Genomic DNA, 12948 nt, shown 5'->3' with positions numbered 1-12948 from the left:
CAGTCCGATTCGGAGATTAAAACGATGATGCGCAGCCTACCCGCCTTGCCCCTGGTCCTCGCCCTTGCCGTCGCCGCCGCGTTCAGCGCGCCGGCGCAGGCGGCCAGCCACACCAAATATCTGATCGTGGCCGAAAACGGCAAACAGATCGGCGAGCAGGAAGTCGAGCGCGGGGACGATGGCCTGACCAAGGTCCGCTTCATCTACAAGGACAACGGCCGCGGCCCGGAACTGACGGAGCAATTCCGCATGGGCGCCGACGGCGTCATGACCGAATACACGGTGAAAGGCAATTCGACCTTCGGCGCCGTCGTCGACGAGCACTTCGAGCGCAAGGACGGCCAGGCGCTGTGGAAGTCGACCTCCGAGCACGGCGCCACCGCCGTCACCGGCCCCGCCATGTATTTACCGCTGAACAGCTCCTTCGAGATCGCGTCGGCCTCGATCACCGCGCTGGCCGCCGCGCCGGACCACAAGCTGGCGCTGCTGCCATCCGGTACGCTGGCCCAGCGCACGCTCGACACGGTGGACGTCAGCGCCAACGGCAAGACCGAGAAAGTGCAGCTGCTGGCGCAGACCGGCGTCGGCCTGTCGCCGTCGTTCTACTGGGCCACCACGGGCGAGCATCCGCGCATGTTCGGCCTCGTCATCCCCGGCTTCGCGTCGATGCTGGAGGAGGGCTGGCAGGGCGTGGCGCCGCTGCTGGCCGAACATCAGAAAGCGGCCGAAAGCAAACTGCTGTCCGACGACGCGGCCCAGCTCCAGCACCCGCTGACCGGCCTGACCGTGATCCGCAACGCGCGCGTGTTCGACAGCGAGAAGGCCACCGTCGGCGCGCTGTCCGACGTCTACGTGCTGCGCGGCCGCATCACCGAAGTGGTGCCGGCCGGCGCGCCGTCGCGCGGCGCCGTCAACGAAATCGACGCCAACGGCCGCATCATGCTGCCCGGCCTGTTCGACATGCACGCCCACGTCGACCGCTGGTCCGACGCGCTGCACGTGGCCGCCGGCGTCACCAGCGCGCGCGACATGGGCAACGACAACGCCCAGCTGCAAATGGAGCTCGACGAAACCATCGCCGGCAAGCTGCTCGCGCCGCAGGTGGTGCCGGCCGGTTTCCTCGAGGGCGAGAGCCCGTTCTCGTCGAACGGCGGCTTCGTCATCTCGACGCTGCCGCAGGCCAAGAACGCCATCGACTGGTACGCCGAACATGGTTATCCGCAGCTGAAGATTTATAACTCCTTCCCGAAAGCGATCCTGAAGGAGACCGTGGCCTATGCGCACAGCCGCGGCATGCGCGTGTCCGGCCACATCCCGGCCGGCCTGCGCGCGCAGCAGGCGCTCGACGCCGGCTACGACGAAATCCAGCACATCAACCAGGTCATGCTGAACTTCGTCATGCAGCCCGACACCGACACCCGCACGCTGCAACGCTTCATCCTGCCGGCTGAAAAAGTGGCCGACCTCGATTTCAATTCCAAGCCGGTCAAGGCCTTCGTCGCCGAACTGGCGAAGAAGCAGATCTCGATCGACTCCACGCTGGCCACCTTCGCCTTCCTCAAGCAGAAGGACGGCGACATGAACGAACCCTTCGCCGCCATCGCCGACCACATGCCGCCGGACGTCAAGCGCGGCTTCTCGGTCGGCACCATGAAGATCGACGACGACGCCACCCTCAAGCGCTATGAAAAATCCTACGCCAAGATGGTGCAGTTCGTCGGCATCATGTACCGCGCCGGCGTGCCGCTGGTGGCCGGCACCGACGAACTGGCCGGCTTCACCTTGCAGGCCGAGTTGGAAATGCTGGTCAAGGCCGGGCTGACGCCATCGCAGGCGCTGCAAGTGGCGACCCGCAATGGCGCGCGCTATACCCGCACCAGCAATGACCGCGGCAGCGTTTCGGTCGGCAAGCTGGCCGACCTGGTGCTGGTCGACGGCGACCCGACCAAACATATCGGCGACATCCGCAAGGTGGCGGCGGTCATCACGCGCGGCTACCTGATTTACCCGAGCGAGATCGACGTCGCCTACGGCATCGCGCCGTTCGTCAGCGACGTGCCGGCGCTGAAAGCGCTCGAGCCGGTGTCGACCAACCACGCCGGCAGCAACGACGGCGCCTTGTCGCGCGTGTCGGCGCTGGCCCGCAAGCGCGATTGAAATGGATGAGGGCCGTCGGCGTGGGGCCGCCGTGGGTCGCCGCCCCCGGCCTTGACCCCGATTTCAGCGCGTGGGCACCGGCCGGCTCGCTAAGCCTGGCCTAAGTCTGTTTATTTACGCTGAATTAGCGTCTTTCGGGGCGCGCCGTTTTTGCTGGGGCGCCGATTCGGCCTTATACTCTGCACTCTTATTCTTTTACGTCTTCTTATGCAAACAGCATCGCACCGTTCGATCCGCCGCCACCTGGCGCGCGGCTTCACCCTCATCGAGATCATGGTGGTGGTCGTCATCATGGGCGTGCTGGCCGCGCTGGTGGTGCCGAAACTGATAGGCCGCACGGGCGAAGCCAAAGTGGCCGCCGCCAAAGTGGACATCGCCACCGTGATGCAGTCGCTGAAACTGTACAAGCTCGATAACCAGCGCTACCCGACCACCGAGCAGGGCTTGCAGGCGCTGTTGACCCAGCCGACCACCGGCCCCGAAGCCAAGGGCTGGAAGGCCGGCGGCTACCTCGACAAGCTGCCCAAGGACCCTTGGGGCAATCCCTACCAGTATCTGTCGCCCGGCATCCACGGCGAAGTCGACGTCTTCTCGCTGGGCGCCGACAACCAGCCCGGCGGCAGCGGCGACGATGCCGACATCGGCTCCTGGGATAACTAGGCCGGCGTGACGGCCATGCGCAACGCCGGCTTCACGCTGCTCGAATTGCTGGTGGTGCTGGTCATCGTCGGCGTCGTGCTGGGCACCGTCACGCTCAACGCGCTGCCGAACCAGCAGCAATCGATGCAGCAGGAAGCGCAGCGCATCGCGCTGCTGCTGCAACTGGCGCGCGACGAGGCCATCGTGCGCAACCGGCCGATCGCGTTCGAGGCGCAGCCGGAAGGCTATCATTTCATGGTCCGCAACGAACAGCAGTGGCAACCGGTGACCGGCGACGACCTGCTGCGCGAACGGCCGTTCAAGAACGCGCCACTGACCTTGCTGCTCGATCCGCAGCCCAGCGTGCAAAACGGCGGCCTGCGCATCGTCTTCGGCCGCGAACCGGTCGACAAGCCCTTCGTGCTGACGTTGACGGGCGGCGGCGGCAGCGTCGCCGTCCATGCCGACGGCATCGGCCACTTCACGGTCGACTGAGGCTGAACCGACGATGCGCTCCTCCTCTTCCTTTCCGATGCATCGCCCGGCGCGCGCGCGCGGCTTCACGCTGCTCGAAGTGCTGGTGGCGCTGTTCATCGTGCTGATCGCGCTCGGCGCGGCGCTGCGCGCGGTCGGCAGCCTGACCCAGAACAGCGCCGGCTTGCGCAGCGCGATGATGGCGTCGTGGTCGGCCGAAAACCGGCTGGTGCAAATCCGCCTGGCCAAGGAATTCCCGGCCGTCGGCAAGCAATCGTTCGACTGTCCGCAGGGCGAGCTGCAACTGACGTGCGAACAGGAAGTCATCGCCAGCCCGAACCCGCGCCTGCGCCGGGTCGAGGTCAGCGTCTACGATCAGGCGCAACCCCAGCGCCGCATCATCAAGCTGGTGCAACTGGTGCTGAACCAATGACGCGCCGCCACGCCAAACGCCACCCCGCACCGCCACGCCGCCGGCGCGGCTTCACGCTGATCGAGCTGCTGGTGGCGATCAGCATCCTGGCCATCGTCGCGGTGCTGGGCTGGCGCGGGCTCGATGGCATCATCCGCTCGCGCGCCGCGCTGACGGCGCAGATGGAACAGACCCGCGGCCTGCAACTGGCGTTCGCGCAGATGCAGAACGATCTCGAACAGTTGGCGACGACGGCCCAGCTGCACGGCCGCGTCAACCTGCAGGCGCTGGACGGCCGCATCACGCTGGTGCGCACCTCGCTGGCGGAGAACGAGCCTTCGCGCCTGCAGGTGGTGTCCTACCGCCTGCGCGACGGCGTGCTGGTGCGGCGCGAGTCGGCCGCCACGCGCGACCTGGTGCAGCTGAGCGCACTGTGGCAGGCGGCGCTGGGCGACGCCGATCCGGCCGCCAGCGTGGCGCTGCAATCGGGCGTCGACTCGCTGACGATGCGGATCTGGCAGAACAACGGCTGGCAGTCCGCCGCCAACGCCAACCAGTCGGCGCCGCCGCCGTCGCCGCTGCTGACCTCCATCGTGACCGGGCCGACCGGCCTGGAAGTGTCGCTGCGGCTGGCCGGCCAGAACGCCAGCCTGATAAAAGTCTTTTTACTGGGCGCGGTATGAAATCGTCCGCCCCGGCGCGCCGCCGCCCCTTCCCCCAAAGCCAGCGCGGCGTCGCCATCATCACGGCGCTGCTGCTGACGACACTGGCCGTGACCATCGTCACCAGCCTGTTCTGGCAGCAGCAGGTGCAGGTGCGCTCGATGGAAAACCAGCGCCTGCATTTGCAGACCGAGTGGATCGTGCGCGGCGCCCTCGATTGGGCCGGCCTGATACTGGCCCAGGATGGCCGCGATACCGCTTACACGGCCGCCAACGGCATCTGGGCCACGCCGCTGGCCGAGACGCGGCTCGACGATTACGTCGAACGCGAACGGGTCGAAGGCGAAAAATTCGATGCGACGCTGTCGGGCCAGATTACCGATGCCCAGGCGCGTTACAATCTCGCCGATCTGGCCGACGGCAAGAGCACCAGCGCCCCGCAGGTGCAGGTGTTCGGCCGCCTGCTGGAAAATATCCATCTCGATCCGTCGCTGGCGCAGAAGGTGGCGGACGAAGTGGCGCGCAGCCAGCTGGCGTCGGCGCAGACGGATGGCGGAGCACAGCTCAAGCCCCCCGCAGGCAGCGGTGGCGGCGACGGCGCCGAGCCGATGGCGATGCTGCGGGTGGAGGATTTGCTGACGGTGGCCGGCTTCACGCCGCAGGCCATCGAGCAGCTGCGCGATTTCGTCATCGTGCTGCCGGAGCGCCTGCCGGTGAATGTGAACACGGCGCCGGCCGAACTGCTGGCGGCGCTGGTGCCCGGTTATTCGCTGTCCGACGGCACCACGCTGGTCAACAACCGCAAGCGGATACCCTACCGTGATGCGAGCAACTTCACGGCGCAACTGGGGCAGGGCAAGACGCCGATCGTGGGCGTGGTGACCAAGACGAATTATTTTCTGGTGTTCAGCCGCGTGCGGCTGGACCGCGCCGCGCTCGATTCGCAGGCGCTGATAAAACGTGATCCGCTGACCTTTAAAACCAGCTTGGTCTGGATACGCGAAAATTAGCATGGCTATCAACGAAAGCGAGAACCTTTGACGACTCTTTACATTCGCTACCCGGCCCGCGCGGGCGCCATCGGCGGCGCCGCGCCGGCGTGTCCCTACGCGCTGGCCGGCGATGGCGGCCAGCTGTTGCAGCAGGGCGTGTCCGCGCTCGGCAACCTGGGCGACCTGATCGCGTCGGCGCGCCGCGTGGTGCTGTTGCTGGCCGCTTCCGACGTCACGCTGCTACGGGTGAAGGTGCCGCCGCTGTCGGCGGCGCGCCTGAAGGCCGCGCTGCCCAACCTGGTGGAAGACCAGATCCTGGGCGACATCGCCGACAGCGTGATGGCGGCCGCGCCGGCGCCGGGCGCCGACGGCATGCGTAGCGTCGCCGTGGTGCAGCGCGCGTGGCTGGAAGTGCTGGTCAAGGCGCTGCTGGCGCAGGGCGCGCACGGCGTGTCCGCGCTGCCGGCGCAATTGTGCCTGCCGTTCCAGCCGGGCAGCGTGTCGGCCGCGCTCAGCGCCGGCGACCACGGCCTGGAACTGGCGCTGCGCCAGTCGCAGTACGAGGGTCTCGGCCTGGCGCTGTCGGCCCAGCCGGAAGCGGCGCTGCACACGCTGCGCGCAATGACCGGCGCCGGCGAGGCGCCGGTCAGCCTCTACCTGCCGGCCGCGCAGATGCCGCAGTACGCGGCGCTGGTCGCCGCCGATGCCGGCCTGTCCGCCATCACCCTGGTCGAGGATCACTGGGCGCACTGGATCTCGGCGTCGAAATCGACTGCGCTCGACCTGGTGCCGGCGCTCGGCGCCAGCGGCGCCGGCGCGCGCCAGTGGCAGCGCTGGCGCTGGCCGGTGCGGATCGCGGCGCTGGCGCTGCTGGTCAATATCGTCGGCATCAACGCCGAGTGGCTGCACCTGAAGCACGAAGCGGCCGATGTGCGCGCGGCGATGAAGCAGACCTTCAAGGCCGCCTATCCGAATGAAACCGTGATCCTCGATCCGGCCGCGCAGATGCGCAAGAATATCGCCGTGGCCCGCGTCAGCGGCGGCCAGGTCGGCCCCGACGAATTCACGTCGCTGAGCGCCGCGCTGGGCGAGGCGCTCAGCGTCCTGCCGCGCAAGGACGTCATCGCCACGCTCGAATACCGCGAGCGCGCGCTGGTGGTGAAGATCAAACCGAATATGGTCGATGCGGCCGCGATGGGCCGGATCAAGGCGGCGCTGGCGGCCCGCCATCTGGACCTGGGCGAGGCGACGCCGGGCACCTGGCGCATCACGCTGGCCGCGACCGGGAGCAAATCATGAGTCAATTTTCCACGATGCGACAGCAGCTGCGCGACAACGGCGCCGCCTTCTGGCAGGCGCGCACGGAGCAGGAGCGCCGCTTCCTCGGCGTCGGCGGCGCGCTGCTCGGCGTGCTGCTGGCCTATGGTGTGTTGATCGCGCCGGCGCTCGACGGCCGCGAGCAGCTGCGCAAGGATCTGCCGACGCTGCGCCAGCAGGCCGCCGAATTGCAGGCGCTGGCCTTGCAGGCCGGCGCGCTGAAAGCCCAGCCGGCCGTCACGCCGCCGCCGATGACGCACGACAGCGTCGCCGACAGCCTGAAAGCGAGCGGCCTGACCGCGCAATCGCTGGCCATGACGGGCGAATACGCCAAGCTGCAATTGAAGGGCGTGCCGTTCTCCGGCCTGATCGCCTGGCTCGACGCGCAGCGCCGCGACAGCCATGTCGACGTGCTCGATGCCACCATCACCGCGCAGGACACGGCCGGCATGGTCGACGCCGCGCTGACGCTGCACCAGGGCGCGGCGCGATGAGCATGCGGGCCGCTGCGCCGCTGGCGCAAACCACGCCGCAGATAAAGGGCGGCCGGTGAAGCGCGCCATGCTATGGTTGCTGCTGATCGTCGCGGTGGTGGCGGCGACGCTGCTGGTGTGCGCGCCGGCCAGCTGGCTGGCGGCGCTGGTCGAGCAAAAGACGGGCGGCCGTTTGACGCTGGGCGACGCCCAAGGTACGCTGTGGCGCGGTTCGGCCTTCGTCGGCGGCGCGGCCAGCGGCGACGGTCCCGTCACGCCGCTGCTGCCGGGCCGTTTCGCGTGGCGGGTGTCGCCGCTGTCGCTGTTCGGCATGGTCGACCTGCGGCTGGAAAACCCGGACGCGCTGGCGCAGCCGGTGACCTTCCGCGGCAGCTGGAGCCAGTGGCAACTGAGTCCGTCGGCGCTGCTGCTGCCGGCCGAGGGCCTGGCCGGCCTGGGCGCACCCCTCAACACGGTGGCGCCGACCGGCGCCATGCGGCTGTCGTGGACCACGCTGGAGCTGGCGCTGGCCGACCGCACGGTCGCCGTCAACGGCCGCACCACGCTGGAGATGACGGACATGGCGTCGACCCTGTCGGCGGTGCGTCCGCTGGGCAGTTACGCGCTGGCGCTGGACTGGCATGGACAACAAGCGCAACTGAATTTGAGTTCGCAAAAGGGGCCGCTGTTATTGAGCGGCACAGGGAGCTTGCAGCATGGCCGGGTCCAGTTTTCGGGACAGGCGCAGGCGGCAGAGGGATATGAAGAGACGTTGGCCAATCTATTGAATTTGCTGGGCCAGCGCCGTTCCGGTAGCGACAAAAACATCATCGCGTTAGAGTTCAGATAATGAAAAAACAGTTTATCAGCAAGCTTGATCTTCCCGCACTGCGCCGTGTGAGCGCGGGCGCCATGTTGTGCTGCGCGGTGGCCGGGCTGTCCGCGTCGGCGCCGCTGCTGGCCAAACCGGCCAGGGCCGACCGCGCCGACGCCGCCGACACCGGCGACCAGGCCGCGCTGAACTTCGTCGGCGCCGACATCGAGTCCGTCATCAAGGCGGTCGGCCACTACACCAACATCACCTTCGTCATCGACCCGCGCGTCAAGGGCACGCTGACGCTGGTGTCGGAAAAATCGATCAGCAAGTCGCAGGCCTTCCAGCTGCTGACGTCCGCGCTGCGCTTGCAGGGCTTCGCCGTCGTCAGCGCCGACGGCTACACCAAGGTGGTGCCGGAAGCGGAGGCGAAGCTGCAATCGGGCCCGATCCAGGTCGGCTCCGCGCCCACCGGCATCAAGGGCGACCAGGTGGTCAGCCAGGTGTTCCACCTGAACTTCGAGGCGGCCGCCAACGTCGTGACGGTATTGCGGCCGCTGATTTCGCCCAACAATACCATCAACGCCAACCCCGGCAACAACACCGTCGTCATCACCGACTACGCCGATAACCTGAACCGCCTGGCCAAGATCATCGCCGCCCTCGACGCGCCGGCCGCCAGCGACGTCGACGTGATCCCGGTGCGCTACGCCATCGCCAGCGACCTGGCCTCGCTGGTCAACAAGCTGCTCGAACCGGGTGGCGGCGCCGGCGCCGCCGGGGTCGGCGCCGACCGCCTCAGCGTGATGGCCGATCCGCGCACCAACGCGCTGCTGCTGCGCGCGCCGTCGCTGGCGCGCGCCAACCTGGCCAAGTCGCTGATCGCCAAGCTCGATCAGCCGACCGCGCAGCCGGGCAATGTGCACGTGGTCTATCTGAAAAACGCCGAAGCGGTCAAGCTGGCGCAGACGCTGCGCGCCGTCGTCTCGAACGACGCCTCGGCCAACAGCCAGCAGGGCGGCGGCGGCACCGGCAACAACAGCGGCGGCGCCAACGGCCTCGGTTCCAGCAACGGCGGCAACGGCCAGTCGGGCGCCAACGGCGGCGGCGCGCAAAGCGGCACCGGCATCGGCGGCGGCGCCACCAATCCGCTGCTCAACGCGTCCTCCAGCGGCCAGCAGAACAGCGCCGGCGGCAGCGGCTCGGCCGGTTTCATCCAGGCCGACGCGTCGACCAACTCGCTCATCATCACGGCGCCGGAATCGGTCTACCGCAATCTGCGCGTGGTCATCGACCAGCTCGACCAGCGCCGCGCCGAAGTCTATATCGAAGCGCTGATCGTCGAAGTCACGTCCGACAAGGCCTCCGAATTCGGCGTGCAGTGGCTGGGCGCCAGCGGCAGCAGCAGCAGCAATTACCGCATCGGCACCCTGCAGTCGTTTTCCACCGGCGGCACCAACAACAGCCTGACGGCGCTGGCCACCGGCAAGGGCGCCGTGCTGCCCGGCGACGGCTTGTCGATCGGCGTGTTCAACAAGATCGGCCTGGGCGCGATCGCCCACTCGCTCGAATCGGACGGCAACACCAACATCCTGTCGACGCCGAATCTCATCACGCTCGACAACGAAGTGGCGACCATCCGCGTCGGCCAGAACGTGCCTATCCTGACCGGCCAGTTCACCAGCACCGCCGGCACCGCGACCAATCCCTTCCAGACCATCGACCGCAAGGACGTCGGCCTGACGCTGAAGGTGCGGCCGCAAATTTCCGAGGGCGGCACCATCAAGATGGCGATCTATCACGAGACGTCGACGGTGGACCAGTCGACGCTGAACGCGACCGCCGGCATCACCCTGAACAGCCGCGTCATCGAGAACAATGTGGTGGCCGACGACGGCCAGATCATCGTGCTCGGTGGCCTGATCCAGGACAGCACCGGCGACAACGTCGACAAGGTGCGCGGCCTGGCCGACCTGCCCATCATCGGCGGCTTGTTCAAGTATCAGAAACGCTCGCGCAGCAAAACCAATCTGATGGTGTTCCTGCGGCCCGTGATCGTGCGCACCAAGGAGCAGAGCACCAGCCTGTCGGCCGACCGCTACGACTATATGCGCGGCATGCAGCAGGCGGACCAGCCCGAGAACAGCGCGCTGGTGACGAACTTCGGCCAGCCGCTGCTGCCGGCGCTGGCCAACGGCCAGCCGTTGGGCGCCACGGTGGCGCGCCCGCTGCCGCCGGCGCCGCAGCCCTTGCCGTCGCAGGCGCCGGGCGAGGCCCTGCCGTCGACGCCGACGCCGTCGGCCATCGAACACTGATGACGGAGCCGCGTAACCGCCATGAGTAACCTTTTACCTTACGCCTTCGCGCGCGACTTCGTCGTGCTGGCGCAGCCCAGCGACAGCGCCGAGAACACGGTCGACATCCTGGTCTCGAGCGCCACGGCGCCGGCCGCGATCGCCGAAGTGTCGCGCCGCTTCGGCCGCATCCAGCTCAAGTCCATGCCGCGCGCCGAGCTGGAGGCGGCCATCGCCGCCGCCTACGCCGGCGCCGGCGGCAACGCCTCGATGGTGGCCGACGAATTCGACGCCAACCTCGATCTGACCAAGCTGCTGCAGGACGTGCCGGCCATCGAGGACTTGCTCGAATCGAGCGACGACGCGCCGGTGATCCGCATGATCAACGCGCTGCTGACGCAGGCGCTGCGCGACAGCGCGTCCGACATCCACATCGAGCCCTTCGAGCAGACCTCGGTGGTGCGCTTCCGCATCGACGGCAGCCTGCGCGACATCGTCCGGCCGCGCAAGGCCATCCACGGTTCGCTGATCTCGCGCATCAAGATCATGGCGCAGCTCGACATCGCCGAAAAGCGCCTGCCGCAGGATGGCCGCATCACGCTGCGCATCGGCGGCAAGCCGGTGGACGTGCGCGTGTCGACGCTGCCGACCGGCCACGGCGAACGCGCGGTCTTGCGTTTGCTCGACAAGGAGGCCGGCCGCCTCGACTTGCAGCACCTGGGCATGAGCGAGCAGATGCTGCCGCGCTTCGACGCGCTGATCAACCAGCCGCACGGCATCGTGCTGGTGACCGGTCCGACCGGCTCCGGCAAGACCACCACGCTGTACGCCGCGCTGTCGCTGCTCAACGCCACCACCACCAACATCCTGACGGTGGAAGACCCGATCGAATACGACCTGGCCGGCGTCGGCCAGACCCAGGTCAACGCGCGCATCGACATGACGTTCGCGAAAGCGCTGCGGGCCATCTTGCGGCAGGACCCGGACGTCATCATGATAGGCGAGATCCGCGACCTGGAAACGGCGCAGATCGCGGTGCAGGCCTCGCTGACCGGCCACCTGGTGCTGGCGACCCTGCACACCAACGACGCCGCCGCCGCCGTCACGCGCCTGCTCGACATGGGCATCGAACCGTTCCTGCTGTCGTCGTCGCTGCTCGGCGTGCTGGCGCAGCGGCTGGTGCGCAAATTGTGCGGCAACTGCAAGCGCTACGACGGCGCGCTGTGGCACGCGGTCGGCTGCGAGCATTGCGGCCAGACCGGCTACCAGGGCCGGGTCGGCGTCTACGAACTGTTGACGACGACGGAGCAGATCCGCGCCCAGATCCACAACCGCGCCTCCGAGGCGGACGTCAAGGCGGCGGCGCTCAAGAGCGGTATGCAGACCATGCGCGAGGACGGCGAACGCTGGCTGCGCGAGGGCGTGACCACCCAGGCCGAGCTGCTGCGCGTGACCAAAGAAGACTAGGGAAGACGCCAGACCATGCCAGCATTCCGCTACGAAGCCGTCGACGCCGGCGGCGCCACCCGCAAGGGCGTCCTCAATGCCGACAACGCCCGCTCGGCGCGCTCGGACCTGCGCACCCAGGGCTTGACGCCGCTGAAGGTCGACGCCATCGCCGCCCAGCTCGACGCGGCCGGCGTGGCCCGCAGCCGCGCCTTCGGCGACAAGCTGTCGACCACCGAGCTGGCGCTGTTCACGCGCCAGCTGGCCAGCTTGTTGGAGGCCGGCCTGCCGCTGGAGCAGGCCTTCACCGCGCTGCTGGAACAGGCCGAGCGCGTGTACGTGCGCGACCTGATCGCGTCGATCCGCTCGGAAGTCATCGGCGGCGCCGCGCTGTCGGACGCGCTGTCGCGCCACCCGCGCGACTTCGCCGACATCTACCGCGCGCTGGTGGCGTCGGGTGAGCAGATCGGCCATCTGTCGCGCGTGCTGTCACGGCTGGCCGACTACATCGAGCGCCGCAACGCGCTGGTGCAAAAGGTCAAGCTGGCGTTCACCTATCCGGCCATCGTCACGGTGGTGGCCTTCGCGATCGTGATTTTCCTGCTCACCTACGTGGTGCCGCAGATCGTCTCCGTGTTCGCGACCACCAAGCAAAAGCTGCCGCTGCTGACGACGGTGATGCTGGCGGTGTCCGACTTCGTGCGCGCCGACGGCATCTACGCCGCCATCCTGATCGCCGGCGCCTGGTATCTGTGGCGGCGCGCGCTGCAAGGTCCGGCGCTCAAGCGGCGCTGGCACGCCTGGCTGCTGACGGCCCCCATCTACGGCAAATTCGAGCGCAGCCTGAACACGGCGCGCTTCGCCAGCACGCTGGCCATCACCACCGGTTCGGGCGTGCCGATTTTGCGCGCGCTGCAAACGAGCCGCGACACGCTGTCGAACGTGGCGATGCAGGAGCTGGTCGACGAGGCCAGCGACAGTGTGCGCGAGGGCGTCAGCCTGGCGCGGGCGCTGTCGGCGCAACAGCATTTTCCGCCCATGCTGATCCACATGATACGGGCCGGCGAAATCACCGGCGAGCTGCCGGCCATGCTCGACCGCGCCGCCGCCGCCCAGGAATCGGACCTGGAACGGCGCACGCTGACCATCGCCGGCCTGCTCGAACCGGCGCTGATCCTGGCCATGGGCGTGGTGGTGCTGCTGATCGTGCTGGCGGTGCTGATGCCTATTATCGAAATCAATCAGCTGGTGCGCTGAGCGCGCCGCCG

At 68.0% G+C, this 12948-nt stretch carries 12 protein-coding genes; all 12 read left to right on the top strand.

What is annotated here, in order from left to right:
• The first annotated feature begins 24 nt into the window (after positions 1 to 24).
• Positions 25 to 2157 (top strand): amidohydrolase family protein, encoded by a 2133-nt coding sequence (locus tag Q0S71_RS25940; RefSeq protein ID WP_296002182.1) that lies wholly within the window; start codon positions 25 to 27, stop codon positions 2155 to 2157.
• Positions 2158 to 2364: 207 nt separating this feature from the next.
• On the top strand, positions 2365 to 2817 hold the full coding sequence (gene gspG, locus Q0S71_RS25935) for a type II secretion system major pseudopilin GspG (RefSeq protein WP_296002180.1): 453 nt from the start codon (positions 2365 to 2367) through the stop codon (positions 2815 to 2817).
• A gap of 15 nt (positions 2818 to 2832) precedes the next feature.
• Positions 2833 to 3291, top strand: coding sequence for a type II secretion system minor pseudopilin GspH (gene gspH, locus Q0S71_RS25930; protein ID WP_296002303.1), 459 nt, complete (start codon positions 2833 to 2835; stop codon positions 3289 to 3291).
• 13 nt (positions 3292 to 3304) lie between these two features.
• Entirely contained in the window at positions 3305 to 3703 is a 399-nt protein-coding gene (gspI, locus tag Q0S71_RS25925) for a type II secretion system minor pseudopilin GspI (protein ID WP_296002179.1), read from the top strand.
• Positions 3700 to 4365 carry a prepilin-type N-terminal cleavage/methylation domain-containing protein gene (locus Q0S71_RS25920; RefSeq protein WP_296002176.1) on the top strand — a complete coding sequence of 222 codons (666 nt, stop codon included), beginning with the start codon at positions 3700 to 3702 and terminating at the stop codon, positions 4363 to 4365. Before gspI ends, Q0S71_RS25920 begins: the two co-directional genes overlap by 4 nt.
• On the top strand, positions 4362 to 5354 hold the full coding sequence (gene gspK / locus Q0S71_RS25915; RefSeq protein ID WP_296002173.1) for a type II secretion system minor pseudopilin GspK: 993 nt from the start codon (positions 4362 to 4364) through the stop codon (positions 5352 to 5354). The genes Q0S71_RS25920 and gspK overlap by 4 nt, the downstream gene beginning before the upstream one ends.
• Positions 5355 to 5381: 27 nt before the next feature.
• Positions 5382 to 6635, top strand: a complete 1254-nt coding sequence (gene gspL, locus Q0S71_RS25910; protein ID WP_296002171.1) for a type II secretion system protein GspL — start codon at positions 5382 to 5384, stop codon at positions 6633 to 6635.
• Positions 6632 to 7147, top strand: coding sequence for a type II secretion system protein M (gene gspM, locus Q0S71_RS25905; protein ID WP_296002169.1), 516 nt, complete (start codon positions 6632 to 6634; stop codon positions 7145 to 7147). The genes gspL and gspM overlap by 4 nt, the downstream gene beginning before the upstream one ends.
• Before the next feature lie 55 nt (positions 7148 to 7202).
• Entirely contained in the window at positions 7203 to 7976 is a 774-nt protein-coding gene (locus Q0S71_RS25900; RefSeq protein ID WP_296002166.1) for a type II secretion system protein N, read from the top strand.
• A complete protein-coding gene (gspD, locus tag Q0S71_RS25895; protein ID WP_296002163.1) occupies positions 7976 to 10255 on the top strand; it encodes a type II secretion system secretin GspD in 2280 nt (759 codons plus the stop codon). The genes Q0S71_RS25900 and gspD overlap by 1 nt, the downstream gene beginning before the upstream one ends.
• A gap of 21 nt (positions 10256 to 10276) precedes the next feature.
• Positions 10277 to 11701 carry a type II secretion system ATPase GspE gene (gspE, locus tag Q0S71_RS25890; protein WP_296002161.1) on the top strand — a complete coding sequence of 475 codons (1425 nt, stop codon included), beginning with the start codon at positions 10277 to 10279 and terminating at the stop codon, positions 11699 to 11701.
• 15 nt (positions 11702 to 11716) lie between these two features.
• A complete protein-coding gene (gspF, locus tag Q0S71_RS25885) occupies positions 11717 to 12937 on the top strand; it encodes a type II secretion system inner membrane protein GspF (protein WP_296002156.1) in 1221 nt (406 codons plus the stop codon).
• Positions 12938 to 12948 lie beyond the last annotated feature (11 nt).

Origin of the sequence: Rugamonas sp., assembly GCF_025354735.1 — a bacterium.
Classification (GTDB): domain Bacteria; phylum Pseudomonadota; class Gammaproteobacteria; order Burkholderiales; family Burkholderiaceae_D; genus Rugamonas.
Note: the sequence above shows the minus strand (reverse complement) of the source record. Positions and strands in the feature narration are given on the sequence as shown.

Bases quoted from the DNA above. Each gene is read 5' to 3' on its own strand.
- gspI (WP_296002179.1), top strand. From the start codon at position 3,305: ATGCGCTCCTCCTCTTCCTTTCCGATGCATCGCCCGGCGCGCGCGCGC.
- Q0S71_RS25940 (WP_296002182.1), top strand. From the start codon at position 25: ATGATGCGCAGCCTACCCGCCTTGCCCCTGGTCCTCGCCCTTGCCGTC.
- gspK (WP_296002173.1), top strand. From the start codon at position 4,362: ATGAAATCGTCCGCCCCGGCGCGCCGCCGCCCCTTCCCCCAAAGCCAG.
- gspE (WP_296002161.1), top strand. From the start codon at position 10,277: ATGAGTAACCTTTTACCTTACGCCTTCGCGCGCGACTTCGTCGTGCTG.
- gspF (WP_296002156.1), top strand. From the start codon at position 11,717: ATGCCAGCATTCCGCTACGAAGCCGTCGACGCCGGCGGCGCCACCCGC.
- gspG (WP_296002180.1), top strand. From the start codon at position 2,365: ATGCAAACAGCATCGCACCGTTCGATCCGCCGCCACCTGGCGCGCGGC.
- Q0S71_RS25920 (WP_296002176.1), top strand. From the start codon at position 3,700: ATGACGCGCCGCCACGCCAAACGCCACCCCGCACCGCCACGCCGCCGG.
- gspH (WP_296002303.1), top strand. From the start codon at position 2,833: ATGCGCAACGCCGGCTTCACGCTGCTCGAATTGCTGGTGGTGCTGGTC.
- gspD (WP_296002163.1), top strand. From the start codon at position 7,976: ATGAAAAAACAGTTTATCAGCAAGCTTGATCTTCCCGCACTGCGCCGT.
- gspM (WP_296002169.1), top strand. From the start codon at position 6,632: ATGAGTCAATTTTCCACGATGCGACAGCAGCTGCGCGACAACGGCGCC.